General features: G+C 42.7%; 22 protein-coding genes. 16 read left to right on the top strand and 6 right to left on the bottom strand.

The window, feature by feature from the left end; translation table 11 throughout:
* The first annotated feature begins 27 nt into the window (after positions 1–27).
* The 6 genes from GXP67_RS29675 to GXP67_RS29650 all read left to right on the top strand — a co-directional run bounded on the left by GXP67_RS29675 (position 28) and on the right by GXP67_RS29650 (position 5,814).
* Positions 28–1,767, top strand: coding sequence for a RagB/SusD family nutrient uptake outer membrane protein (locus GXP67_RS29675; RefSeq protein ID WP_162446492.1), 1,740 nt, complete (start codon positions 28–30; stop codon positions 1,765–1,767).
* 107 nt (positions 1,768–1,874) lie between these two features.
* Positions 1,875–2,810, top strand: a complete 936-nt coding sequence (queG, locus tag GXP67_RS29670; RefSeq protein WP_162446491.1) for a tRNA epoxyqueuosine(34) reductase QueG — start codon at positions 1,875–1,877, stop codon at positions 2,808–2,810.
* 159 nt (positions 2,811–2,969) lie between these two features.
* On the top strand, positions 2,970–3,686 hold the full coding sequence (locus tag GXP67_RS29665) for a hypothetical protein (RefSeq protein ID WP_162446490.1): 717 nt from the start codon (positions 2,970–2,972) through the stop codon (positions 3,684–3,686).
* A 1-nt stretch (position 3,687) separates the two neighbouring features.
* Positions 3,688–4,116 (top strand): membrane protein insertion efficiency factor YidD, encoded by a 429-nt coding sequence (yidD, locus tag GXP67_RS29660; protein ID WP_197901581.1) that lies wholly within the window; start codon positions 3,688–3,690, stop codon positions 4,114–4,116.
* The gene (locus GXP67_RS29655) at positions 4,113–4,982 is read left to right on the top strand and encodes a hypothetical protein (RefSeq protein ID WP_162446489.1); all 870 of its coding nucleotides are present in this window, start codon (positions 4,113–4,115) and stop codon (positions 4,980–4,982) included. The genes yidD and GXP67_RS29655 overlap by 4 nt, the downstream gene beginning before the upstream one ends.
* 10 nt (positions 4,983–4,992) lie before the next feature.
* Positions 4,993–5,814: a hypothetical protein gene (locus GXP67_RS29650; protein ID WP_162446488.1), complete on the top strand. Its 822-nt coding sequence runs from the start codon at positions 4,993–4,995 to the stop codon at positions 5,812–5,814.
* Positions 5,815–5,991: 177 nt separating this feature from the next.
* Here the strand turns inward: GXP67_RS29650 and GXP67_RS29645 are convergent, their stop codons facing one another.
* Positions 5,992–6,423: a TM2 domain-containing protein gene (locus tag GXP67_RS29645; RefSeq protein ID WP_162446487.1), complete on the bottom strand. Its 432-nt coding sequence runs from the start codon at positions 6,421–6,423 to the stop codon at positions 5,992–5,994.
* Between the two features lie 343 nt (positions 6,424–6,766).
* On the opposite strand from GXP67_RS29645, the gene GXP67_RS29640 reads away from it, so the two are divergent.
* The 6 genes from GXP67_RS29640 to GXP67_RS29615 all read left to right on the top strand — a co-directional run bounded on the left by GXP67_RS29640 (position 6,767) and on the right by GXP67_RS29615 (position 10,531).
* Positions 6,767–7,198 (top strand): hypothetical protein, encoded by a 432-nt coding sequence (locus tag GXP67_RS29640; RefSeq protein ID WP_162446486.1) that lies wholly within the window; start codon positions 6,767–6,769, stop codon positions 7,196–7,198.
* A complete protein-coding gene (locus GXP67_RS29635) occupies positions 7,162–7,491 on the top strand; it encodes an eCIS core domain-containing protein (protein WP_162446485.1) in 330 nt (109 codons plus the stop codon). The genes GXP67_RS29640 and GXP67_RS29635 overlap by 37 nt, the downstream gene beginning before the upstream one ends.
* 237 nt (positions 7,492–7,728) lie before the next feature.
* Entirely contained in the window at positions 7,729–7,989 is a 261-nt protein-coding gene (locus tag GXP67_RS29630) for a hypothetical protein (protein ID WP_162446484.1), read from the top strand.
* Positions 7,950–9,185, top strand: coding sequence for a hypothetical protein (locus GXP67_RS29625; protein WP_162446483.1), 1,236 nt, complete (start codon positions 7,950–7,952; stop codon positions 9,183–9,185). The genes GXP67_RS29630 and GXP67_RS29625 overlap by 40 nt, the downstream gene beginning before the upstream one ends.
* A 1-nt stretch (position 9,186) precedes the next feature.
* Positions 9,187–9,450 carry a hypothetical protein gene (locus tag GXP67_RS29620; protein WP_162446482.1) on the top strand — a complete coding sequence of 88 codons (264 nt, stop codon included), beginning with the start codon at positions 9,187–9,189 and terminating at the stop codon, positions 9,448–9,450.
* Positions 9,428–10,531: a hypothetical protein gene (locus GXP67_RS29615; RefSeq protein ID WP_162446481.1), complete on the top strand. Its 1,104-nt coding sequence runs from the start codon at positions 9,428–9,430 to the stop codon at positions 10,529–10,531. Before GXP67_RS29620 ends, GXP67_RS29615 begins: the two co-directional genes overlap by 23 nt.
* Positions 10,532–10,588: 57 nt before the next feature.
* Here the strand turns inward: GXP67_RS29615 and GXP67_RS29610 are convergent, their stop codons facing one another.
* From GXP67_RS29610 to GXP67_RS29590, 5 genes are all read right to left on the bottom strand, one after another.
* Entirely contained in the window at positions 10,589–15,454 is a 4,866-nt protein-coding gene (locus GXP67_RS29610) for an eCIS core domain-containing protein (protein ID WP_162446480.1), read from the bottom strand.
* A 21-nt stretch (positions 15,455–15,475) separates the two neighbouring features.
* Complete coding sequence (locus tag GXP67_RS29605; RefSeq protein ID WP_162446479.1) at positions 15,476–16,171, bottom strand: hypothetical protein; 696 nt, start codon at positions 16,169–16,171, stop codon at positions 15,476–15,478.
* A 35-nt stretch (positions 16,172–16,206) separates the two neighbouring features.
* The gene (locus GXP67_RS29600; RefSeq protein WP_162446478.1) at positions 16,207–16,515 is read right to left on the bottom strand and encodes a hypothetical protein; all 309 of its coding nucleotides are present in this window, start codon (positions 16,513–16,515) and stop codon (positions 16,207–16,209) included.
* Positions 16,496–17,275, bottom strand: a complete 780-nt coding sequence (locus tag GXP67_RS29595; RefSeq protein WP_162446477.1) for an eCIS core domain-containing protein — start codon at positions 17,273–17,275, stop codon at positions 16,496–16,498. The genes GXP67_RS29600 and GXP67_RS29595 overlap by 20 nt, the downstream gene beginning before the upstream one ends.
* A 97-nt stretch (positions 17,276–17,372) precedes the next feature.
* Positions 17,373–18,737 carry an ATP-binding protein gene (locus GXP67_RS29590; protein WP_162446476.1) on the bottom strand — a complete coding sequence of 455 codons (1,365 nt, stop codon included), beginning with the start codon at positions 18,735–18,737 and terminating at the stop codon, positions 17,373–17,375.
* A gap of 226 nt (positions 18,738–18,963) precedes the next feature.
* Here GXP67_RS29590 and GXP67_RS29585 point away from each other — a divergent pair, with 226 nt between their 5' ends.
* The 4 genes from GXP67_RS29585 to GXP67_RS29570 all read left to right on the top strand — a co-directional run bounded on the left by GXP67_RS29585 (position 18,964) and on the right by GXP67_RS29570 (position 23,728).
* The gene (locus GXP67_RS29585) at positions 18,964–19,893 is read left to right on the top strand and encodes a hypothetical protein (protein WP_162446475.1); all 930 of its coding nucleotides are present in this window, start codon (positions 18,964–18,966) and stop codon (positions 19,891–19,893) included.
* Positions 19,894–20,160: 267 nt separating this feature from the next.
* Complete coding sequence (gene rimO / locus GXP67_RS29580; protein ID WP_162446474.1) at positions 20,161–21,471, top strand: 30S ribosomal protein S12 methylthiotransferase RimO; 1,311 nt, start codon at positions 20,161–20,163, stop codon at positions 21,469–21,471.
* Between the two features lie 21 nt (positions 21,472–21,492).
* Entirely contained in the window at positions 21,493–21,969 is a 477-nt protein-coding gene (locus tag GXP67_RS29575; protein ID WP_162446473.1) for a hypothetical protein, read from the top strand.
* A 220-nt stretch (positions 21,970–22,189) separates the two neighbouring features.
* On the top strand, positions 22,190–23,728 hold the full coding sequence (locus GXP67_RS29570) for a sensor histidine kinase (RefSeq protein ID WP_162446472.1): 1,539 nt from the start codon (positions 22,190–22,192) through the stop codon (positions 23,726–23,728).
* Position 23,729 lies beyond the last annotated feature (1 nt).

Below are 23,729 nucleotides of genomic sequence, written 5' to 3'. Positions count from 1 at the left end.
CCATTTCACATTCTTTTATTGATTTATATGAAAAAGATGACATTAATCGCATCCCTGGCTATTACAGGTATGCTTATAGCTAACTCTTGTGGGGATAAATTCCTGGAAAGGCCGCCACAAGGTAGATATGATGATAAAGCCCTGCAAAATAGTACAGGTGTAGAAGGATTATTGGTAGGTGCCTATGGTGCCCTGGATGGTATCCCGGTAGCCGGAGATGGCTGGTTTGGCGCTGTTTCTAACTGGGTATTTGGAGGAATTGCCTCTGATGATGCCTATAAAGGTACAGATGCTGGTGACCAGCCAGAACAAACCTTTATTGAACGGTATGTATGGCTTCCTACCAATAACCACGTTCGGGGTAAATGGAGTACTTTGTTTAATGGCGTGGCCAGAACCAATACGGTACTTCAATTCTTGCCTCAGGCCAAGGACATTTCAGCTGACAGAGCCGCACAGATTACAGCAGAAGCCAGATTCTTACGGGGCGTATATCATTTTGAAGCCAAAAAGATCTGGAAAAATATTCCGTATTATGACGAAGTAATTTACAATGCTGCTAATCCCAATAGCGTAAAGATTCCTAATACAGAGGATGCCTGGCCAAAAATTGAGGCTGACTTCCAGGCGGCAATATCAGTACTTCCGGAATCTCAGGCACAACCAGGGCGTGCTACCAAGTATGCGGCTATGGCTATGCTGGCCAAATGTTATATGTATCAGGGCTTTGATGTGGCTTCCGGAGCGCCTAATTCAGCTAAACTGACAGCGGCTAAAGCATTGCTTGATCAGGTTATTGCCAGCGGAAAGTATTCCTTAACTGATACCTATCATGAGAACTTTTCTGCCGGTTCGAGAAACAATAAGGAATCTGTTTTTGAAGTACAATATTCTCTGACCAGTGCGGCAGATGGAGGGGGTAATCAGGGAGATGGGTTAGCCTGGCCTTATAACAATGGTCCTGGCGGATGTTGCGGATTCTATCAACCCGCTCAGAACCTGGTGAATGCACACAAAACAGATGCAGCTACAGGTTTGCCCTTAATCACTACTTTTAATGATGTAGATGTTACCAGCGATGAAGGCGTTAACTCTAACCAGGCATTTACTCCTTATGCAGGTACCTTAGATTCCCGCCTCGACTGGAGTGTAGGAAGACGTGGTATTCCTTATCTGGATTGGGGGATTCATGCCGGTAAAGACTGGGTACGTGACCAGGCCTATGCCGGACCTTATTCTCCTAAAAAACATATTGCTGAAAAGAAATATTCCGGTGTTGCCGGCTGGCAGAACCTCAATGCCAACAATTTCCGCATGATCCGGTATGCACATATTTTATTATGGGCTGCCGAATGTGAAATTGAAGTAGGAAGTCTTGATAAAGCCCGCGACTATATAAACCAGGTACGGACCCGGGCAGCCAATCCTGCCGGCTTTGTGAAGAAAGACGATGGTAGCGCTGCCGCCAATTACAAAGTAGGGCTATATGATTCTTTTGCAACTAAAGAAATTGCCCGCGATGCCGTTCGGTTTGAAGAGCGCATAGAATTTGCCATGGAAGGCACCCGTTTCTTCGATCTGGTACGCTGGGGGGTTGCTGCTGAAACTTTAAACAAATACCTGGAAAAAGAACGGCTAAGACGAAGCTACTTAAATGGCGCACAATTTAAGAAAGGTACTCATGAATACTATCCGATTCCACAACAGGAAATTGTAAATACAACTGTAGCTGGCAAGCCAACACTTGTACAAAACCCAGGATATTAATAACCCATCATGTTACATTTGAGAGGCTGCTTCCACTAGGGGCAGCCTCTTTTTATATTGGGCATATCCCAGAGGATTTTCCTATTTTTACATCCTGGCAAATAATTATGTTATCCAATAAAGCACACTATACACAACTCATCAAGCAGAAAGCCTATGAACTGGGCTTTCAGTATTGTGGTGTGTCTAAAGCAGAATTTCTGGAGGAAGAAGCGCCCAGGCTGGAAAAATGGCTGAATGAAAAGAAACATGGACAGATGAGTTATATGGAAAATTACTTCGATAAACGCTTAGATCCCAGGATGCTGGTAGAGGGTGCAAAATCGGTGGTATCGATGCTGCTCAATTATTATCCGGAGAAGGAGATAGAAGCTGGTGAAGAGAATTACAAAATCTCAAAATACGCCTATGGAACCGACTACCATTATGTAATCAAAGACAAGCTCAAAACACTCATCTCGTGTTTACAGGAAGAAATAGGCGAAATTCACGGGAGGGCTTTTGTAGATTCGGCACCAGTAATGGACAAAGTATGGGCGAAAAAGAGTGGCTTAGGCTGGGTAGGCAAACACAGCAATTTACTCAACCGCCAGATGGGAAGTTTCTTTTTCATTGCTGAAATCATCTTAGATGTGGAGCTAGAGTATGATGGTCCGGTAAAAGATTATTGCGGCACCTGTACCCGTTGTATGGATGCCTGCCCTACGGATGCTATTCCGGAACCCTATGTGGTAGATGGCAGCAAATGTATTTCTTATTTTACCATTGAACTGAAAGAACAGATACCCCAGGAGGTAAAAGGAAAATTTGGCAACTGGATTTTTGGCTGCGACATTTGCCAGGATGTGTGTCCCTGGAACCGATTTGCCAAACCCCATCAGGAGCTTTCTTTTCAACCCAATCCTGAGCTGACAGGTATGAAAAAGAGCGACTGGGAAGAAATTACCCAGGAAGTATTTTCGGCCTTATTCAAAAATTCAGCGATCAAACGCACAAAACTGGCAGGATTAAAACGGAATATTCAGTTTTTACAAACGCCTTAAATACCACTATCCATCGTAAAGGCAGCATCCTATAAAAATTTGGGATTTATAGTGCTTTCTAATTATCTTCGCTGCGCTTAAATCATCGTTTGCATTACAAATACAACAGCGATTTTTAAAACTATGCCTGTTTTGCAATTGACAGGAAGCTTATCGAATATGTTTAAAAAAATTTTCTTCCCCATAGTTCTCAGCTTATCCCTGCTTATTTTTAGTAGTTACGGATTTAAATATTTCAACTTCCAGAAACTGAGCGCCCGCATGACTACCAAAGCTGCCAAGCTAGGAACGACTACGACCGTAAAAGCAGATGTATACTACCATTCTTCCGGTAAAATGATCACGCATTTTTTCTACCCGGTAGAAATGTTTATGATCAACAATGCAAAAGGAGAAGTGAGCATTTACGACCCGGCCAAAAATACAGCCAAACAGCAACAACACTATGCATTCAGCACTGAAACTTCGCAATTGTATTATTTTTTGCAAAACAAAAAAAGCGATCTGGGCATGAAAGCCTTAGGATTTACAGTGAATAACACCAAATTTGAAGAAGACCTGATGATTACCAAATGGCTGCCTCCGGCTGCCCTTGCTGGTCAGATACAGGAAGTAGAACTGGTTCATAGGGGCGCTAATCCGATTTTTATGAAATATGTCGGCAAAGACGGTAAAAACGCAAAAAAAGTGTATTACTACAATTACACTAACCTGAACGGCATTGATTTTCCGCAAGCTATTACCCAGATAGACTTTACCACCAGTAAAGACTCTGTTATCACCAAAACGGCGTACAGTGACATCAAAATCAATGAGTCGGCCAGTCATGCTTATTTCGATTATGCCATTCCTTCCACAGCCAAAATTATCCATTAACTTGCAAAAACGTATTCTTTTTCTACTTTTCAGTATGGGTGTAAGTGCTTTCGCAGCAAAAGCCCAAAGCAAAACCTCAGATCTTGCGCTGATTGCCGGAGTTACAAAACATGTGCAGGAAGAAGCAGCGCCGAAGAAACCATTAAAGCCTGTTTTAAAATATAATCCGGTATACTGGGCATTGAATGGCTCATTAACCTTTTACCAGAAAGTAATTTCTCCCCAGATTTCAGCCGGATGTTTGTATGAAACCTCCTGCTCCCGTTTTAGCCGCAAAGCCCTTCAGGAGTACGGCATCATTAAAGGAGTGGCTCTCACGGCCGACCGCCTCTCCCGCTGTAACCGCATTAGTGCTGCCGGAATTTCCCGCGACCGCTTTTCAGCCGGAGGAAAAGTAGTTGATGAACCCTCCATGTATCGTTTTAAATGAATCAGATTCACCATGTTTGCCTGAAGGTGTTTCTGGTTTTGCTGACGTATGTGCCCGTAGCGGCCCAGACGACAGAAACGGAGGAAAATGTACGTTTTCTCAACTACCTGATGGAAAGCAAGCAGTTTACCGATGCTATTTTTCTTTCCAGGCAACTTATCAGCCAGCCAGCCTACCAGAATTATGCACCTGCTTATTATGCCGGATTTGCCCATTATAATCTGCGGCAACTCGATTCAGCAGCCTGGTACCTGGGGCAAGTTTCCCGGCAAAGTAACTTCTTTATGAAATCCAGGTTTTTTCAGGGCTTAAGTTTCGCTTATTTGAACAAACCGGCAGAAGCTATACAGGTATTTAGCGGAATATCGACTCAGGATAGTTTGCTTTCTGAACTACAGATTTTTGAACAGGCAGGAATGGCGCTGCTGCAGAAAAAGTATGCAACTTTTGATACACTCTCCCAACAATTCACCCAAAAGTATTACCCCTATAGTAAACAGGAAAGCAATTTACTGGATTACCGCCAGCAATTACTCAAAGTAAAAAGACGCTCGCCAGTAGTTGCCGGATTATTATCGGCGGCTGTACCGGGAGCCGGAAAAGTATATGCCGGTCAACTGGGTCAGGGTGTAGCTATATTTCTTCAAAATACCATATTTGCCCTGCAAGCCTGGGAAGGCTACCGGAAAGATGGTCCCAGAAGTGCCAGATTTTTGATTTACAGCGGTTTGTTTACCGTGTTTTATATTGGTAATGTGTGGGGAAGTGTATTAAGTGTACAGATTAAACGACAAGAAATGTATGAGCGGATCAACAACCAGATTCTTTTTGATATGCATATTCCTCTGCGCACCATATTTAATTAGCGCACAGTCAGTGCGTGATTTATTTAATATAGCCGACAGTTTGTATGCTGCCACTTATTTACAACAGGCCAGGCTTACATATGAGCGGATTGTTTTTAGCCTGCAAACCTCAGGTTTACCTGCTGATTCTTTGCAAAAGCTCAAAAATGAAGCTTTATTAAAAAAAACCTATACCTATAAAGCAGAAGCCTTGTACAAAGAAGCCCTGCAAGCCATAGAGCGTACCGATGCCAATAACCTGCCGGAAGCTGAGGGCTTTGTTCTCAGGTATGAAACCTCTCTTTGCGCCTACCTGGCTGGGAATTATAATGAAGCCTACAATTATATTCTCCAGTTAAAGTATTTTATTAAAGACACCACACTCACCAATCAGGTGGATTTTCTGGAAATTCTCACGCTGAATGAATTGCAACGGTGGGAAGAAGCAAAAAAACTCACAGCAGTTTACATCCAGAAAAACAACCTGCAAGCCAACGTAGATGAATTATATGGTTTTCTAAAGAATCCCAGGATCCGCAAACCAGAAAAAGCCATTCTGCTTTCCACTTTTTTGCCAGGCGTAGGACAATGGTATGCCGGATATCCCTTTAGAGGCATGGTGTCGGCTACTTTACAGCTGGCTTGTTTTACATTTGGCGCCTATAGCATCTGGCAACGGTATTATCTGTCAGGATTTTTTACCGGATTTGTATTGTTACAGGCTTTTTATTCCGGAGGTATCCGCCATACCGGCTATCTTGTTGAAAAGAAAAATAAGGAGAAAATTGAGCGTTATAATGGGACGGTGAGAGAATTTATCATCGAATCAGAAAGCAAAAAGGCTATAAAATAAGCAGAGGTTTATATTATAATAAAGTGTATGCGTTGAAAATCTTTTATAATGTTTGAGTTGGTTTTAACTTTAAAATTAAACTCTGTACTAATTTAGAACTATAGAGTGTTATAGGCACATAAATAAAAAAGCAGAGAAATGATTCTCTGCTTTTTTATTTATGTGCCTCATGGAGTGTTACTTTCCACCGCCACCGGCCCACATAAAGAATTTATCATTGTCTTCGTATTTGGAAATATCATCATTTGCCAAACCAATCAGCAACATGATCCAGTCTACAAAAGGAACGATACCAAAAATACCAAAGCAGGTAAAAATGTAAGCTGGGATCAATACAGCCGAACCACCCAGGTATACCCGGTGAATAGCAAAGCCACCTAAAAATGTAGCCAGAATAAAAGCAACTACGGGCTGTCTGTCAGCTTTTACCTCTGTCCGGTCGGTGATATCAGAGATATTTTCTATCAGTTGTGCAGCCGATAACTGCAGGCCACTCTCAAATACAGCTTCTACAGCCTGGTCATCAATGATATACTCAGCAGTGGAGGCTTTCGCTTGTGATCCGGCAAAGATGGCCACAAATGCAAAGAGGGTTAAAATTTTTTTCATACAATAAAAATGTGTTTAGTTAATATGGGCAAAATATGTAAATATTTAATATCCTACAAATATTTTTTACACGCTTCTTACACAAAATATGTGTAGAATATCCGCTAATCTATAAATAATTGGATAGCTGAAAGTTAAAAATTAATGTATGGCAAAAAATTATGCAATATGATGAATGAAATTGATTAAAGATTGCCTAAAGCCAGAATCAAACAGTGTATTGGCAGAAGAATAAGTTAAGCTGAAAGCTAATACGCATTCACGCAAGTCATAAATATTATGCTGTAATTACTTTCAAAGCCCAAGTATTTTTACTAATTTTTCTCAATTTCAACCCCTACCTATGAAATCTCCCAGATACTACCGAACCGATACTGCTCAGCGCCAGTCTGATTTTTCCGGCTCAACTCATTCCCGCAAAAGCCCCGGCTACGGGAACTCATTTATGCAGGCTTCCAAATCGCCCGCTCAGCTAAAAGCTGACACTACTCCTTTACAGATGAAAGAAAATCCGCTACAGCTGGCACAGGAAGAAGATGAGTTACAGATGAAAAAGAACCCATTACAAATGGCACAAGAGGAAGACGAACTACAAATGAAAAAAAATCCGCTTCAACTGGCTCAGGAAGAAGATGAACTGCAAATGAAAAAAGGTCCGGCCCAGAAAAAAGAAAGCCAGGCGGCAACACAAGCCCCTCGGGCGGAGGAAATAAATTACCTAAGGGATTACAGGCAGGTATGGGAGGCGCATTTGGAGCCGATTTCTCTGATGTAAATATTCACCAGGGAGAACAGGCGACTCAGGTAGGAGCATTAGCGTTTGCACAGGGAAACGATATTCATTTTGCCCCGGGACAATATGACCCGCAAAGCCAGCGGGGACAAGAATTGCTAGGACATGAACTTACCCATGTAGTACAGCAACGGCAAGGCCGGGTACAACCTACTACGCAAGCTGGTGGTTTACCGGTAAACGATGACCACAGTCTGGAAGCAGAGGCCGATGAAATGGGTAAACGTGCGGTAAGTATGCAACGAAAAGAAGATACAAACAGTCAGTTTGATTAATTTTATTAATCTTTTCAGAAAAATTTACTGCTTTTTCCTGATTTGATTTTTCTATTGAATGAAGAGCAATTCATTCATTACTATTCTTCTTAAAGACTATTAACTGCCTATAATAGTCCTGAGATTCATTTACTACTTTCATTCATAATTTAACTTATGCAACCTGCAAGTCATAGTGTTTCACATGAAGTGCAAGGGTAACATGCGTTAAGATACCAATCATCAACAGCCAGGTTTATGAGAAAAGCCACATTCAAACGCAGTTTCCAGACGCTGGAAGAGCAGGAAGCTCCTCTGCATGAAAACAGGCGTTTCTCTCAAAGAAGTCCTGGGTATGGTCAATCGTTTCTCCAAAATTCCAAGCAATCATCTGCCTTACATCCTACCATCCAGCTTACCCCGACGAAGCATTATATTCAGCAACACAAGCAGCTTCTGCCAGTGCCAACAAGCAAAGCATGGCGCCTACCTTGTATAGAACCACTTTCCGCCAACTGAACGGATTGTCTATGCATGATATGGTGGAAGCCCTTGATAAGATTAAAAAAAATGGCTTGCTCGATGAATTATTCCAGTATGATAAAGAAATGGAGGCAGCAAGCGTAAATAGTGAACGGATAAAAGTTGCCATGTATGCCGTCCGTTATAAAGGTGTGGGAGGACTGGCTTTCCAGCTGGCATTTGATAACGTTTTAAAAAGGCTGGAAGAAGGGGCTGAAGATGAGTTACTGGCCTATGTAGATTTAAAATACCTGGCCCGAAAAAAACTAAAAGAAAAACTACGGGAAGCCAATGGATTTAAAGCCTTAACTGCCGAAGAAAAAGACCAGCTCCTCCAGTACATTGATTCAGACATAGGAGATATCCGGTCATCTGAAGATATCCAGCAAATGTATAAGCAGCTGGATGTAAAATTACCAGGCTACGAGTTTTCGGCAACATTCGACCCCAAGTTAGATATTAATAAACCTTCTACTTTCCGTAAGCTGTTAAGCCGCCAGACAAACCAGGCTGGTACGGTCAGCGTAGACGCAGGATTTTTTAATTCCAGACGGCAGCCGTATGTTACTACCGGTCCGGATGAAGTAAAAAAATTTAAGTTCAAATCTAAAAAAGCAGATGCGCTTAAATATGAAGTTGAGATTGATAAACAGAAAATTGCTGTATATGTTGCCAAGGACCAGAAAGCAGCCAATGGGTTGTTCCATTCCATTGATGATGTCGCCAAAGGTTTAGCTGCTCTTCCCGTCCATAGCCGGGCAGTGGTAAAGAAAGTATTTATTGAACCAGCCCAAAATCCGGATGATGCCTACTGGGCAAAAGAATATAAATCTAAAAACTTCCGATCCTATATGACGGCTGGTGCCAAAGGAACTGTTAATATTTATCCGGCTTCCAGTGCTCTTTCGCAGGATGAACTCGACATATCCATGGTCCATGAAACCGGCCATACCCTGGCATTGAGTAAATGGGGAGAAAGCCATTCAGGTCCTAAATGGGCACCCTGGAAAAAGGCAATGAAAAAAGATGGGCTGGCTGCATCCTCTTATGCAAAAAAATCTCCTACTGAAGATTTCTCAGAGACACTGGCTTTGTATGAAAAAGTAAAAGGAACCTATAAAGAAGACCAGCTTCGCACCCTGATGCCGGAACGCATGAAAATTCTGGATGCTCAATTTTTAAAGAAACCCTGATATGGCTCAGAAAAAAATAAAACATCCCGGAACAATCGTTTTCATAAATGGAAATACCCATCAGATTACCCATGAGCGGAAAGCATCAGAAGTACCTGCATCCATACGTTTTGCTGAAACGGAAGCTGGTATTATACCGGTAGTAAAGATTATTGCCACTACCTCTGGAAACCGCAGAGAGATCAGGCAATTTGGACCAGAAGGACAATTTCTTGGGTCTACCTTACAAATGAAAGAACCAGATGATGAGCAAGAAGGTAAGTAGAAATAATAACCTGATACAGGAACAAATCGCTCCCCAGCAAAATATCCCCTTTTCCCGCAAAAGTCCGGGATATGGGAATTCTTTTATCGATCATTCAAAACATGCTACACCAGTTCAACTTTCAGCCGGGCAAAACAATAGCCTTCAGCCCATTCAACTAAAAACTCCACCGGCCAGTACCGCTGCCGGAATGACCAGAACACAATTTGAACAGACGGTAAAACAGCGCTTTGGTGTTCAGAAAATAGCGAACGGAACGTTTCAGGATCAGATGGACATTGTTACTTACCACCAGGCACCCATTCCTGGTGATCTGGAGCAGAGTACCTGGCAAGCCTGGGACCCAGGCAGCAGTTCTCCTGTATATGAGTATATTATTAAAGGATTCGATGATTTTGCAGCCGGCATTGGCGGTTTACCTCCGGTACGTAACATTACTTTTTTTGATATGAGTTATGAACGAAAAGATGTGCCTGTAACCACTGCCAATCCGGCAGGGGCAGTAAGTGTAAAAAAAACTGGGGTAGGTGCCGATTATGGAGGAGGCAGTTTAAATATTTATAATGTTGCCGGACAGGCAAACATCACTTTACCAGCTGGCCGGAGTACAGGTACAAAAGGTGCTGCACTTCCCACCCCTACTCCCGAACAAAGCATAAAACGCATTATTGCCCATGAATTAGGACATGGCCTTCAGGAAGCAGCCCTTACCCCTGATGCAAGTGGGAAAGTATTGGATAAAGATATGGTAAAAAACTATGGCAATACTATCGGCTGGACCTCTTCCGGCCTCTATGACATACGGGAAACTTCAGGAGTGGTAAAACAAGCGATACAAAATGCGAATACTCCTCCTGCTGCCTTTAAAATTACTACCAGCAACTGGAATGATCCTAAATGGCAGGAACAACCCATATCAGCATATATGGTGAAAGTATCTGAATTTGAGGATTTTGGGGAAGGCATCATGGCTTATGTACATGATCCCACCTCACTAAAAGCCAGGTCTCCCCTGCGCTACGAATTTATAGATACTCATAAGTCACTTTGGCTGCCAAATCTGGTTCAACCCAAGCCGTAAGGCTATCCGTATATTATTAGTCTATTGATTTTCACGCCTAAATTTTTCATTTTCAGATCATTCAACTGTTGCCAGGCCTCTTTTTCTCCTTTCTTCATTCCAATCATAAATCTGGGCATTATTTCCTTCAGGCACGGTAGCAGGAACATTTTGTTTTTGACGGCTCTCCGGCGTGTGAAAGTTTCCAAAATCCAAAGAATGGTGAGTAATGGTACCATCAGGTGCTTTTTCTGTCCACACTGCTCTTCTCATAAAGGGACGTTTTTCGCCTGGCTTACTAATATCGGTGACTTTCGCATAAATTTCAACACCCTTTCTCAATTTTTCTGCCCAGCTATTCTCCAGTTGCTTCCAGGTTCCATATTCATTAGATTGCCAGTTTTGCAAACTCAGGTTTTCTACGCCACCTGCGCCACCAAACAAATTTGCAATAAGGTGTCCAGCATCATCACCGGTACCTTTCGATACATCACTCTGGCTGGTAGTATCTCTGTTTTGCTTTACCTGGTCTGGTATACCAAGTTTGCCTTCTGCCGATTTATAGGTTTTTCCATTTTTAGTAATCTCTTCGTATTTGAATGTCTTGCTTATATCAGGTTTGCTAACATTAGCAATTGTTTTTCCAAGCTCTTTGTTTAATTTTTCAAGTTCTTTGTTTAATTCACGTAATGTATCTGCTGCCTGCTCTCTGATGGATGGGTTGGCATTATCTTTTTTAGCAACCTGTTCTAGTATGATGTTCTTTAAACGATCAAACTTGCTTCTATATTTATTCTCATATTCGGGATGTGTTTTCAGATGATCTTCCAGGGAGCTAACATGTACATCCGACTTTTTGCCAAGTTCTGGAATAATTGTACTCTCCAGCTGAGCCATTTTTAATTCCAGTTGTTTTGCCTGTTCAAGCAATTCTGTTTCCTTGGCTGCTTTTTCGGGGGAGTCAGGTTTCTTAGCATTGGCTTTTGCCTCTTTTTCTATGGCTTTTGCCTCATCAATCAGTCCTCCTCCTTCTTTGCTGGCATCATGATTTTTTCCTAAAGATTTTTTTAGTTTTTTCGCCCGGTCAATAATATCCAGAAGCAGTGGCAAGCAATTGTCGCTACATCTGGAAATGGCTCCGTTTTCATGAATCTTATGCTCATGGTGCTCTTTGGTAGCAGTTTGAGGCACTTCACTTACTTCTTTAACTGGCGACGTTTCTTTTTTCTTTTCAGATGCGCCTGATTTTGAGGCCTCATGCGCAGTTTCTTTTGCAGCAGGGGTATTAGGAGCCTCCGGCGCTTTTGCTAACTTACCTGAATTTACTACCTGGTGAATATCTGCAACAGTAGCATTTTCATGAACGGTCAACACCCACTTGTCTCCTTCTCTGGTAAGGCTTGTTTTCTGACCTTTCATGATTTCTACATTTTCGTGAATTTGCAGTTTTTCAATGACCTGTTTTCGTTCGGCCGGCGAAAGTTTTGTAGATTGGATAATTCTCTGGTCGTAATAGGCTGATTTTTGAGCGATTCGGAATTCCTCCGGGGTACCCAGGTTGCCATCGCCGGTAATTTTCTGCTTCTCAAAATCATACTGGACTTTCTTCCCAGGTTCATGTTTAAACAATCCTTTTTCTTCTAATTCCAGCTTATTCAACCCAAACTTACGGGCGGCTACTTCTTGCAGGATATGGGTACCTACCAGCATGAGCCCTTGCTGGGCTACCAGATTTGTTAATACATTAGCAGTAGCTTCCCTACCTTCTTTTATTAATTTTTTCTGCCGTTTGCGAAGCTCAGCCAATCTGGGGTCTGATGGATTAGTTCTTTCAAGCGTAGTAATTTCTTCATTAATAGCGGCTAGTTCCTTAATTACGCCATCCCTTACTTTTTCAATCTCTTCTACCCCGCCAGTATACAATAAATAAGCCTGACCGATCTTTTCTGCTGCCTGGAATGCATAATACGTCTTTTTGCCGACCGTAATAATTCTGCGGGCTTTTGCTACTCCCCCAACGCCAGGGATCACATCCAGGGCAATAGAACCTACGCCTACCGCTACTTTTTTGCCAGTCAAGGTGCCTTTATCTGCCGATTCTTGTAGTTCAGAAATCGTATTCGCTGAATTATACAGAATACCAATGGTAAGCCCAATACCAGAAGTAGGTGGGAAAACAGTAAGCAAGGTAGCGACTACGTTTACAGCAATTTGTGCCGGTGCACTAAATAGAACGCCCTTAATGTCTTTTCCTACCGTATCGGTTACTTTACCGTATGTAATATATTCGTTGGTGAGTTGCTTTGTATCCTGGTCCCACTTCTGGAAAGCTATGGATAATGTTCCATTGGGATAATTGGTGCTATGGGTAGCAAAAACTTTTTCGAAGGCTTTTTCTGCCGAATCTGCTTCCTCCTCTACTCTGTAATTCTCGTTTTCATAAAGCTGGGTATAATCAAACAATACGGCTTTATACTGGGTGTATTCAAATGTCTCATGTTGGTGTAATTCCGGGTCGCTGATTGTTTGCTTTTTAAGAACTTTACTGATAAAGCACGATAGTTTCAGTTCGTCGGAACGTACATGCTGGGTCCGGCTCACATATACACCTTTACAAGGCACCAGATGTGTATCAGGCGATTTGCCTTCACTTTCCAGTTTAGTAATGTATTCACTTAATTTGGTAAGGTATTTTTCAGCCCAGGAAATAATGGCAGCAGCTTCGCTGGTGTTTTGTTCTTTGTATGTTTTAATCAGCTGCTCTATGCGTTTTTTCTCCTCCTGCAACGATTTTAATTGCTGATCGAGGGTAGCACCTTTGAATTTCTCATCCAGTGTACCGGTGGTAATACTTCCTTCATCATAGGCAAAACTGGCCTCATCAAACGTATGCGATTTGGTATTACCGGCATTCAGAAAACCTGAATATGCCTCATTTTCTTTCTCTTTTAACACTTTTTTCTCATCAACAACGGCAACTCTGATATAAAAAGAGTTAGGCAAAAAGAAATTGTGATCGACCAGGGCCTCAATTACATAAGTGCCTTCGCCCGGAAACTCAACATGAAAATATTTGTCGTTCAGGATTCCTTGTTCCCGGATGGGAGAGTAATGTGAGTTTGTATTTTCTTTAAAAGTAAATGTTTCGAAGGAAGCATTGTTTTTCTCTCTGGGATCTAATTCAGAATGCCACCTGATACTCAACCATGGAACACGTAATGCATCCCGGTCGTCTTCCACTTCAAAATGAAAAGCTACTTTCTTTTTGGGAACAATGGTAGCATCGCTATGCGTGATGTTTCCCCTCACTGGTCTATTTTCTACCGGCTCCTGTCCTTTGTCACCGGTACTTTCATGCATGCGTTCTAAGAGTTCCTTACTTTTGGCAGTAGCCAGTATAGTCTCCAGGGATGCCGGTTCGCCGTTTCCTCCTTTTGCTTCTTTCAGTTGTTTAATGATTTCCTCCCGGTGTGGATCATCCGCAAGTTGCAAGAGCAGGGCTACTTCTTCTTTGCTTAACCGCACCTTTTTATCATCAGGCTGTTTATTGTCTGTGGGTTCGCCAACAAGTTCTTTGAGCAGATCCCGGATTTTTTGTTTGTCCTCTTTTTTCAGCGACTGGAAGGCATTGTACGTACTGGTTCCGCTCCCTTTGCCTTTTTCCTTTCCACCAGTTCCACTTGCACCGGTTCCTTTTCCTTCACTACTTCCTCCGCCACTATCAATCCTTTTTTCCCCTGCCATCATCCTGACCACATCGTATACCACTGAATCCAAGCCTATAATATACTGGCAACCTGGTTTCAATTCATCACCGCCCACTGAGAATTTCTGTTGCATGTAATCTATGATTCTTCCTTCCAGGCTGGGAGTAAGAGTTCCATATCTTTTCTTCAACCATATCTTAATACCCTCATTTGTACGTTTTTCTCTATTGTCTCCTTCCTGCCAGGTCATCCAAATAGCATATACAACATTGTTTTTAGGAGGATTTACCTCCATTCCTTCTCCATCCTGGAATCCTGTAGTACAGCTTTCTTCGGGTTTTTTATCGTCCCGTTGAATGGTTTTCTGTTGAATACCTGCGTTCTGTTGCACTACATGGGTAAGTTCGTGAGCAAGCAGATGCTTACCATCAGAAGATTCCGGTGAATATTTTCCCTGGTTAAAATAAATGTCATTTCCGGTAGCAAAAGCCTGTGCATTCAGTTGCTGAGAAAGTTGAATCGCCTGACCATCTGTATGTACCCGTACATCATTAAAATCTGCCCCAAATCTTTCTTCTATAAAGCTTTTGGTGGAACCTGGCAAAGGGCTTCCGTTCCCTTTCCGGCTCCCGATCTGTTGACTGATCGATTCACTCGCAGTATTTTCTGTATCTGCTTTCGCTTGCATAAAGGGACTAATAGCTGGGGATATGATCTTACGCTGTAGAAGTCCTGCTTCTGCTTCACAAGCGGCACATTTGCGCTGGACAATACTGGTCTGATGAAGTGGGGAAGGATGCAAAGCTTTACGTTGCAAAAGTTTTTCTTCAGCCTGACAATGGGCACATTTACGCTGTACCGCAGCTTCAGGCATCTGCATCACCTGATTAGCGACTGCATCAGCTTCTTTTTCATAATTGTCATCCGGACTGCCAATGGTGATCTTTGTTGGAACAATGCTTGATGGCAGTGTTACTTGTGATTCTTCCCCTTCATTTTCTTTGTGTTGGACTTGACTTACCTGTTTCTGTGGGAATGCAAGAGGTGACTTTGCCTGTGGAATATTTTTCGTCTGAAAGGGCGTACCTTGTCGATAGCCATACATAGCTTGCATTACACTATCTCCATAGCCATTGCTGCTGTGAGCAGCATTATATTCTGATAGATGGCCAGCCGCCTCAGAGAGAGTGCTTCTGGATATAAAGCCATTTGATTCTTTTACAGGGGCTGGTTTCATGAATGATTGATTATATTTTTCTTATTCTGCAGCAGCAGGTTGTGCCGGGCGCATCATTTCATCTGCAATCGCTTCCGGAGGCCTAACAAATTGCAGTAAGCCATACTCATGTAAGGTGCGGATGAAACTGAGCACAGTCATACCACCGATAAACTGGGGAGACATATAGGCAGCTCTGATCCGGTCGGGTGTAGTGGCTCTTGCCTGTAGCGCTTGTACAATATCACCAGACATTTCATTGATCAGCGGCTGTATCGGCAAACTGCTCATCCTGCGCGACATATATGCTAACATCTGGTCGGGAGAGCCGCTCAGGTTCATTACAGCACCCAGCATTGTTAAATGGGCTCTGCTACGTGAAGGCAATGCACTCAGATTCCAGTTGCTGGGCATTAAAGAAGCCCGGGCAATTACCACCGGCCTGACAAACATTCCGGAAAGTATAGCCTGGCCAATACCTCCTACAGCCTGTATAGCGGCTACTCCGCTTGCCAGACCTGCCCCAATTTGATTGATGCCATTAACGGCAGCCTCTGCATCAGTACCAGAGACAGCATAACTGGCAGATGCGCTGGCCCCTGCCTGTGCACCTATGCTGAAAGTAGCGGCCAAAAATCCCTCCTGTCCGGAAAAAATACCGGGACTTATGCTAAATCCAACTCCTGCGATCATCCGCAGAGAAAAATTAAATGCAGAACCGCCATAGGCGCCACTCATCGACCTATATTGTGCATTAGGACTTATCCTGATCCCTACAATAATACCTCCCCTGCCCCTATTGTTAGGCCGACCCCAAGTTCTCCGTATGCTAAAGTATCTGTGGTTAGTTCCAGATTAGCTACATCCAGAAAATATAAGGAATCAACCCCTGCTCCTACCTGTATTGTATCACTAGCCGTACCTGACAGTCTTACCCCGATGGCTACCCCGGAGACTGGTATGCCTACCATACGCAGCAAGGAAAGCACCCGGCGTATTCCCGGACGGGCTGAAGGAAGAAAACGGGCAATAAGGCGGCGCTGATCTGTTTCCCCCTGTGGCTCATCCTGCCGCTGGATCACAGGTGTCCGCGAACGTATCTTTTTTTCTATATAATCCGGCCTGTTGTATGGTATGTGTTAATTCATGCGCCAACAGGTGTTTTCCTCCGGATGATTCCGGCGAATAGTTACCCTCATTGAAATATATATCCTTTCCGGTAGTAAAAGCTTGTGCATTCAGTTGGTGGGATAGTTGTACCGCCTGAGAGCCGGTATGGATTCTGAAATCTGTAAAATCGGCTCCAAAGCGGTTTTCCATAAAGTTTCTGGTATGATCTGCCATAGGGCTGCCCCCACCTCTGCTGCTCTCCAGCTGATGGCTGATGGCATCAGTAGTTGTGCCTGCCTGGGAAGCCTTGGTCTGAATAAATGGGGTAATAGAGGAAGCTGCAGGCTTTAGTTGTACTTTTCCTTCTTCAGCCTGACAATGGGCACATTTACGCTGTACCGCAGGTTCAGGCATCTGCATCACCTGATTAGCGATTGCATCAGCTTCTTTTTCATAATTGTCATCCGGACTGCCAATGGTGAGTTTCCTCTGTAATGGGATTTCTTGCGGCGCTTGTGGTTCATCTTCAGGTTCTGCTTTTAGCTGCAAAGGTACTTGATGGGAATATCCATACATGGCCTGCACTACCTGATTGGTATAGCCTCCATTACCAAAGTTCATACTATGTTCTATAGCCTGGCCATACGAATGCAAATCATTTGAGTCAGCTTTTCTGGAAACATGTTTCCTGAGGATCGTTCCTTTCTGCTCTTTTATAGTTTCTGTAGCCATACAGGTACGTAGAAGATTTGTTGAATATCGGAAGAATAAACTATTTTAACTGGTTGCGGTTGTTAGATACAGTTGGCCAGGAAATTCACCTACCCATTCACGCCATTTTTCCTTCTTTGTCCAGTTCCCGGCTGATCCCTTCCTGTAAATCTGCCAGTTCAATAATTTGATCTTCTCTCACTACTGCTTTTAAGCAGCCATATCGGATTACGTTCATTATAGCACCGCCGGCCAGTTTATATCTTTCAGCGATTGCTTTCAGGTCTAAATCTTGCGCAAATGCAAACCCTTCCGGAATGGCTTTTTTCCAGAGCAACAAACGCTCCTGTGCCTGGGGTAATGGGAAATTAATAATGGATTGAATCCGCCTGTAAAAAGCGGCATCTATGTTTTTTTTGTAATTACTCGACAAAATTACAATGCCATCGTGCTGTTCGATACGTTGCAGGAGAAAAGCAACTTCCTGGTTGGCATAGCGGTCGTGGGCATCTTTGGTTTCACTGCGTTTTCCAAACAAAGCATCGGCTTCATCAAAAAACAGAATCCAGTCTTTGCCCTGTGCCCGATCGAATACATGCGCCAGGTTTTTCTCGGTTTCGCCAATATACTTGGAAACTACCATCGACAGGTCAATCTTATAAGTTTCCTTGCCTACTGTTTTGCCGATCAGCGAAGCCGTAAGTGTTTTTCCGGTTCCTGGGGGTCCTGAAAACAAACACCGGTAGCCAGGCATATTTTTTCTGGCAAAATCCTTATTGCTCATTAATTGTTTGCTGTATTTGATCCAGTGGATCACATCATATACTTCATCCAGGGTAGTGTCGTTTAGTACCAGATCGTCCCATTCCATACCGGTAGAAATGCGCTGTGCCGGAAATTCAGAAGAAAAAACCGGATGCATAGGCTTGCCGGTCACCAAGCTTTGCAATAGTTCCTGGGTAGGAGAAAGCAAGCTACTGGTAAAGGGTTCTTGCGGCTCTGTATGGATAATTTTAAACAGATGGGAAGCAGTTATTGTATTACCAGGTATAAAAAGATCCAGATAAACCACATTTTCAATCAGCCTGTTTCCGGATAGGAGGAATAAGGCAGTCTGGACAGTTGGCAAAAATCCCCGGTAGGCTTTTCCCAGGTATCCTCCTATTTCTGTGGCAATCATTCCCATTTCATCTTTCTGTACCAGGAAACGGTTGGTTAGGTCCGGTTTAAAATATGGACAGAGGCTAAGAATCAATACCAGTCTTTGCAGTGGATCTAACCTGAATTCTTCTATCAGGCGGGCATATGCATCTGACTGCCCGGAAGGCAATACAGGAACAGGGAATAAGTGAAAAATATTGTCACTGAAAGAACCAATATTGCAACGGTACTCTATAATGGACGTTATCCAATCTAACTCCACCTGAAGCGCTTGCCATTCTGTTGAAATGTGATCATAATAGGGTTTAGGCTGGAAGTTCATTAACAAGGTGGTTGAAATAGGTGTATCAGGAAAATCAGCGTGTGGAAGAACCCGGCTTATTCTATCCTAAAGTATAGTATTACATGCAGGAATACAATGATCAGGATACTTTTTTAATAGAAAAGAATAAGCCATTCAGCTAATAAGGTTAATGAAAGAATATCCATTAGATAACCCTTCCAGCTGAAAATTCCTGTATATTTATATAAATTTTTTTATTCTTCCTATGAGAAGGCTAGACCCAAAAATGGAAGACTTCCAGCACGATCGGTCAAGTCCGGCAAAGAGTGTTTCCGGAAACCGCTGCAGCCCTGGGTATGGAAACTCTTTTCTTCAAACATCCAAATCAAAACAAGATCCACAGCCTGCCCTCACGGAAGCAGCCCAGCAAGAGAGTTATGAGCCGAATGGCCATTCTACACAAACCGTACCGCAGCAAAAAAGTGTTCTTCAAAAAGAGGAAGCAGCTACAGATGCTGATAACCGTTATCAGTTAAGCTCTCCTTCCCTGCTGCAACCACAAGATCCCTATGCCAAATACAGGCTGGGCGATTACCGGTTGAAATTAGATCCTGCCTTTGATCCACAGTTTCAGGCCATGGTTACCCAGCGTATGTACCAGTTGTTAGATCCTGTTGCCTTACGGCCTTTGCTCCAGCAAGTACCTTTTATGTTACCGCCTACACCAGGCAATATCTTCTCTATTCCGCCCGTACCTGCACAACCGCCGCTTGTGCCCAGAGGTGCCGGGCCGGATATTCCTAAAACTGCATCAGCCAGTGATTTGCTGGATGCCGTATTGAAAATACCTTCTATCGACCAGGCCGTAACTACCTTGCGTGACAGAGCACTCATTACTGTTTCCAGAGACTGGCGGCAGCTCAGTACACCTGCCAAAATTGGCGTAGTGAGTGCAGGTGTGTTAATTGTGGCACCCACCTTAGCCGGAATTATTTCTGATCCTGCTGCCAGAAGTATGGCGTTAGACCAACTCAATGGGAAGGTTATTCCGGTGCCAGGGGTAAACTGGCTGTCTGTAGAAACAAATCTGAAGGATAATAACCTGATATTTGGCTTGCATGTAGATGTAGGCCGTTTACTTCCCCCGATTCTGGGCTTTGGCCCCTCCTCACCTGCTGCTATTGGAAAATTCTAGCTGGTAAATGCCTAAATGGTTATATCGTTGAAAAACGGATATATAAGCCTGCCTATATTTACTAGTAACTTTTGACAAACACTCACAAGGCGGGAGCCGATGGGAGCCAACGTAGTTGATCAGTGAAGTTAAATGACTTTTTAGTCCTGACTTAGTTTTATGCTGGTATAATCGTAGCTTTGCAGGAACTTTCGTTTGCAGGACACTGTACTATTGTTTTGTTGCCAAAGAAGCCTTCGACTGAAGCCATACCTGTCTGATAATTGAATGAAAACCAAAGGAATAAAAAAAAATAAAGTGAATATAGTTACCCTGGGCTGTTCCAAAAACCTGGTCGATTCCGAACAAATTTATACCCAGCTCAAGGCAAATCAGTTTGAGGTTGCCCATGAATCCCGGAAAGATGATGCCAGCATTGTGATCGTAAATACCTGCGGTTTTATTGATAACGCCAAACAGGAATCCATCGACACTATTCTGCGTTATGCTGATGCCAAAGAAAACGGCTTGATTGATAAATTGTACGTAACCGGCTGCCTGTCACACCGCTACAAAGACGACCTGGAGCGAGAAATTCCGATTGTAGACGCCTATTTTGGAAGCAATGAATTACCCCGCTTGCTGAAAACCTTAAAAGCAGATTATAAACATGAACTCATTGGCGAACGGCTTATTACCACGCCTTCGCATTATGCCTACCTGAAAATTGCCGAGGGCTGCGACCGCCCTTGCTCTTTCTGTGCGATTCCGCTGATGCGTGGCGGACATATTTCCCAGCCAATAGAACTGTTAGTACAACAAGCAAAAAATCTGGCTAAAAAAGGTACTAAAGAATTAATTTTAATTGCCCAGGATCTTACCTATTACGGCCTGGATATTTATAAAAGAAGAAACTTAGCTGAACTGTTAGATAGATTAGCTGATGTAGAAGGCATCGAATGGATTCGGTTGCAGTATGCGTATCCGGCTGGTTTTCCGATGGATGTACTGGAGGTGATGCGGGAGCACAGCAATATTTGCAAGTATCTGGATATGCCTTTGCAGCATGGTTCTTCCGAAATATTAAAACTGATGCGCAGGGGTATTAACCGCGAGAAAACCGAAGCACTCATTGAAACGATCCGCGAGAAAGTACCTGGCATTGCCTTACGGACTACCCTGATTTCCGGCCATCCCGGAGAAACAGAAGCCCATTTTGAAGAAATGTATTCGTTTGTGGAAAAAATGCGTTTTGACCGGCTGGGAATATTCACGTATTCTCATGAAGAAAATACCCATTCTCATACCATGCCGGATGATCTGTTACAGGAAATTAAGCAAGACCGGGCTGATGCCATAATGGCCTTACAAGAAAACATTTCCTATGAACTAAACCAGCAAAAAATTAGTAATACATATAAAGTGTTATTCGACCGGAAAGAAGGTGGATATTTCGTAGGCCGCACCGAATTTGACTCACCCGAAGTAGATAATGAAGTGCTGGTAGATGCAAAAAAACACTTTGTCAGGCTGGGAGATTTTACAAACGTAAAAATAATAGATGCCACTGAATTTGACCTCTATGCCGAGCCTGTTTGATGATAAAAACAAGCCCCGACCATGAGAAATTTTATTGCCATTTGCATCATTACCTTCGCCTGCCTGGTGGGCAGTTTTCTGGGAATTACGGTTTATGAACTGGTGAATCACCTGCTTATCTCCGGAAAATGGTCGTTTCAGGTACTTTCTACGGATTTATATCTGACCAAGGTAGTAGCTATTCTGAGTGCTACCCTGATTGGAGCCATTGGCCAGGAACTTATCATCCCTATTCAGCATAAATTCACTTTCTGGCGCTATATCCGGCAAAAAGGCATGGTGGGTTTTACAATTCTGGCCGGAAGTTCACTAGCCATCGGCGGTTCCCTCGCCATTGCCATCAGTGTATTCATGACCCAGAAAATCTCTTTAGCTGAATTTTTTGTAAATGATTATGCCAGCCGTTGCCTGAGTATTTTACCTGCTGCTTTTATCTTCGGCGCTTGCTACGGTTTAGGCCGTTTTAAAAGTTATGAGCAGAAGTTTGGCAATGCATAAATTTGGTAATTAGTCATTGGGCAGTAAGTATTTGCCATCTTTCAGGTAATAAGTATTGCCACATACATTAGTAATTATGGCAAAGCTATATCCTGTTTTTACTATTGACCGATACTAAATAATGGCTATTCTTTTTCATCCCATTTTTCTAAATATTCACCCCATTTTCCCCAAACGCTTTCTTTCTTAGCATAGCTTTGTTTCAGTAAACAAATGTATTATGCAGGAATTACGACACATCAGGCGCATTGAATTAATTTATATTGTATCATTGGTAACCTTGCACACTGGATGGCGCCTCTATATGGAGTTTATGCACTATGATAGCATGCTTACCATTGACCTAAATTCACAGTATGGAAGTCTTACTTCTTATCATTTCTGGCTGAACACGATATTTCCCATTATTGCCAGAACCGTTCTCATTTTATCAGCATGGTATATATTTCATTACCTTCTTTACCCTAAGATAAAAGCCGAAGCATGGCAGGAAAAAACGTTCTGGTATGCCGTTATGGTGATTTTTTTGCTAACGGCTGGTGTGTTTTTATATTACTACTTCAAAATATCCCTGCGCATTGTTATTGACCATAATACAATCACAAACATCCGCACTTATTCTGAGTACCGGAAACTATATGTTTTTTCTGACACGGTGGGTTTCCTGATTATTATTGCATTTTATGCAGGATCTGCCCAGCAATTCTATCGCATGCATCAACAACTGAGTAGTGAAGAAAAGAGGATGGCCAGATTTCTGAGCTATTTCTTTGTGGCTTGTACCGTTATCTTTCTTACCATACTTTTCACGCTGGTTCCTCTCCCAACACCTTTATGGCAAAATCCAATTGCCCATATTTTATTAACAGGAGGTGTGTTTTTACTGATACATATTCTTTATATTCTGGTGTTAAATTTTCTGCTGCCTAATCTACAATGGACTCTTTCCGCAAAATTTATCAGTTATATCGGTATATATTTATTTATTAGTGTAATAGGAATGGCTTTACTCTGGGGATGTTTTAACCAGTTCCAAGGTTTTTCTAAGTCAACTTTTGTCGTATACATTATTGTACTGTTACTTTCCTGGGGCATTGCCTATGCCAAGTATTCCTCCTCCCAGGAAAAAACAATCTTACAAACCCAGGTATCAGCCAAATCAGCAGAACTTTCCAGTTTACGTTCGCAGATCAATCCACATTTCTTATTCAATGCCCTCAATAGTTTGTATGCCACTGCATTGAAAGAAAAAAGCGATAAAACGGCCGATGGCATTCAAAAACTGGGAGATATGATGCGCTTCATGCTGGAAGAAAACAATCAGGAACGTATTCCCCTGGACAAAGAAATAGAATACCTCCACAATTATATTGACATTCAGCGGATGCGCATTGATGAATCGCAAGGCGTAGAAATCAGGATAAATATTCAGCAGCCGGAAAAGGAAATCTATATTGCGCCTATGATGCTCAATCCCTTTGTGGAAAATGCCTTTAAACATGGGGTAAGCCTGCAACATCCTTCCTGGATTTACATTACCCTTACCCTGGATGCTACCAGAGTATACTTTAAAGTTCATAACAGTTTACATGCAAAAGCAGCGGATGATCCCGAAGAAAATAGTTCTGGGGTAGGCCTGGCAAACGTAAAAAAGCGGTTGGAACTTCTCTATCCGGGCAGGTATATACTCGATATTCAGCAGTCCGACAAGGATTATTTTGTAGCGCTTACCTTAACCTATGAAACTAAAAACGCATGAG

Origin of the sequence: Rhodocytophaga rosea (assembly GCF_010119975.1) — a bacterium.
GTDB lineage: Bacteria > Bacteroidota > Bacteroidia > Cytophagales > 172606-1 > Rhodocytophaga > Rhodocytophaga rosea.
Note: the sequence above shows the minus strand (reverse complement) of the source record. Positions and strands in the feature narration are given on the sequence as shown.

Coding starts and splice junctions, on each gene's coding strand:
- GXP67_RS29675 (WP_162446492.1), top strand. CDS start 28: ATGAAAAAGATGACATTAATCGCATCCCTGGCTATTACAGGTATGCTT.
- queG (WP_162446491.1), top strand. CDS start 1,875: ATGTTATCCAATAAAGCACACTATACACAACTCATCAAGCAGAAAGCC.
- GXP67_RS29665 (WP_162446490.1), top strand. CDS start 2,970: ATGTTTAAAAAAATTTTCTTCCCCATAGTTCTCAGCTTATCCCTGCTT.
- GXP67_RS29655 (WP_162446489.1), top strand. CDS start 4,113: ATGAATCAGATTCACCATGTTTGCCTGAAGGTGTTTCTGGTTTTGCTG.
- GXP67_RS29645 (WP_162446487.1), bottom strand. CDS start 6,423: ATGAAAAAAATTTTAACCCTCTTTGCATTTGTGGCCATCTTTGCCGGA.
- GXP67_RS29640 (WP_162446486.1), top strand. CDS start 6,767: ATGAAATCTCCCAGATACTACCGAACCGATACTGCTCAGCGCCAGTCT.
- GXP67_RS29635 (WP_162446485.1), top strand. CDS start 7,162: ATGGGAGGCGCATTTGGAGCCGATTTCTCTGATGTAAATATTCACCAG.
- GXP67_RS29630 (WP_162446484.1), top strand. CDS start 7,729: ATGAGAAAAGCCACATTCAAACGCAGTTTCCAGACGCTGGAAGAGCAG.
- GXP67_RS29625 (WP_162446483.1), top strand. CDS start 7,950: ATGGCGCCTACCTTGTATAGAACCACTTTCCGCCAACTGAACGGATTG.
- GXP67_RS29620 (WP_162446482.1), top strand. CDS start 9,187: ATGGCTCAGAAAAAAATAAAACATCCCGGAACAATCGTTTTCATAAAT.
- GXP67_RS29615 (WP_162446481.1), top strand. CDS start 9,428: ATGATGAGCAAGAAGGTAAGTAGAAATAATAACCTGATACAGGAACAA.
- GXP67_RS29610 (WP_162446480.1), bottom strand. CDS start 15,454: ATGAAACCAGCCCCTGTAAAAGAATCAAATGGCTTTATATCCAGAAGC.
- GXP67_RS29605 (WP_162446479.1), bottom strand. CDS start 16,171: ATGAGTGGCGCCTATGGCGGTTCTGCATTTAATTTTTCTCTGCGGATG.
- GXP67_RS29595 (WP_162446477.1), bottom strand. CDS start 17,275: ATGGCTACAGAAACTATAAAAGAGCAGAAAGGAACGATCCTCAGGAAA.
- GXP67_RS29590 (WP_162446476.1), bottom strand. CDS start 18,737: ATGAACTTCCAGCCTAAACCCTATTATGATCACATTTCAACAGAATGG.
- GXP67_RS29585 (WP_162446475.1), top strand. CDS start 18,964: ATGAGAAGGCTAGACCCAAAAATGGAAGACTTCCAGCACGATCGGTCA.
- rimO (WP_162446474.1), top strand. CDS start 20,161: ATGAAAACCAAAGGAATAAAAAAAAATAAAGTGAATATAGTTACCCTG.
- GXP67_RS29575 (WP_162446473.1), top strand. CDS start 21,493: ATGAGAAATTTTATTGCCATTTGCATCATTACCTTCGCCTGCCTGGTG.
- GXP67_RS29570 (WP_162446472.1), top strand. CDS start 22,190: ATGCAGGAATTACGACACATCAGGCGCATTGAATTAATTTATATTGTA.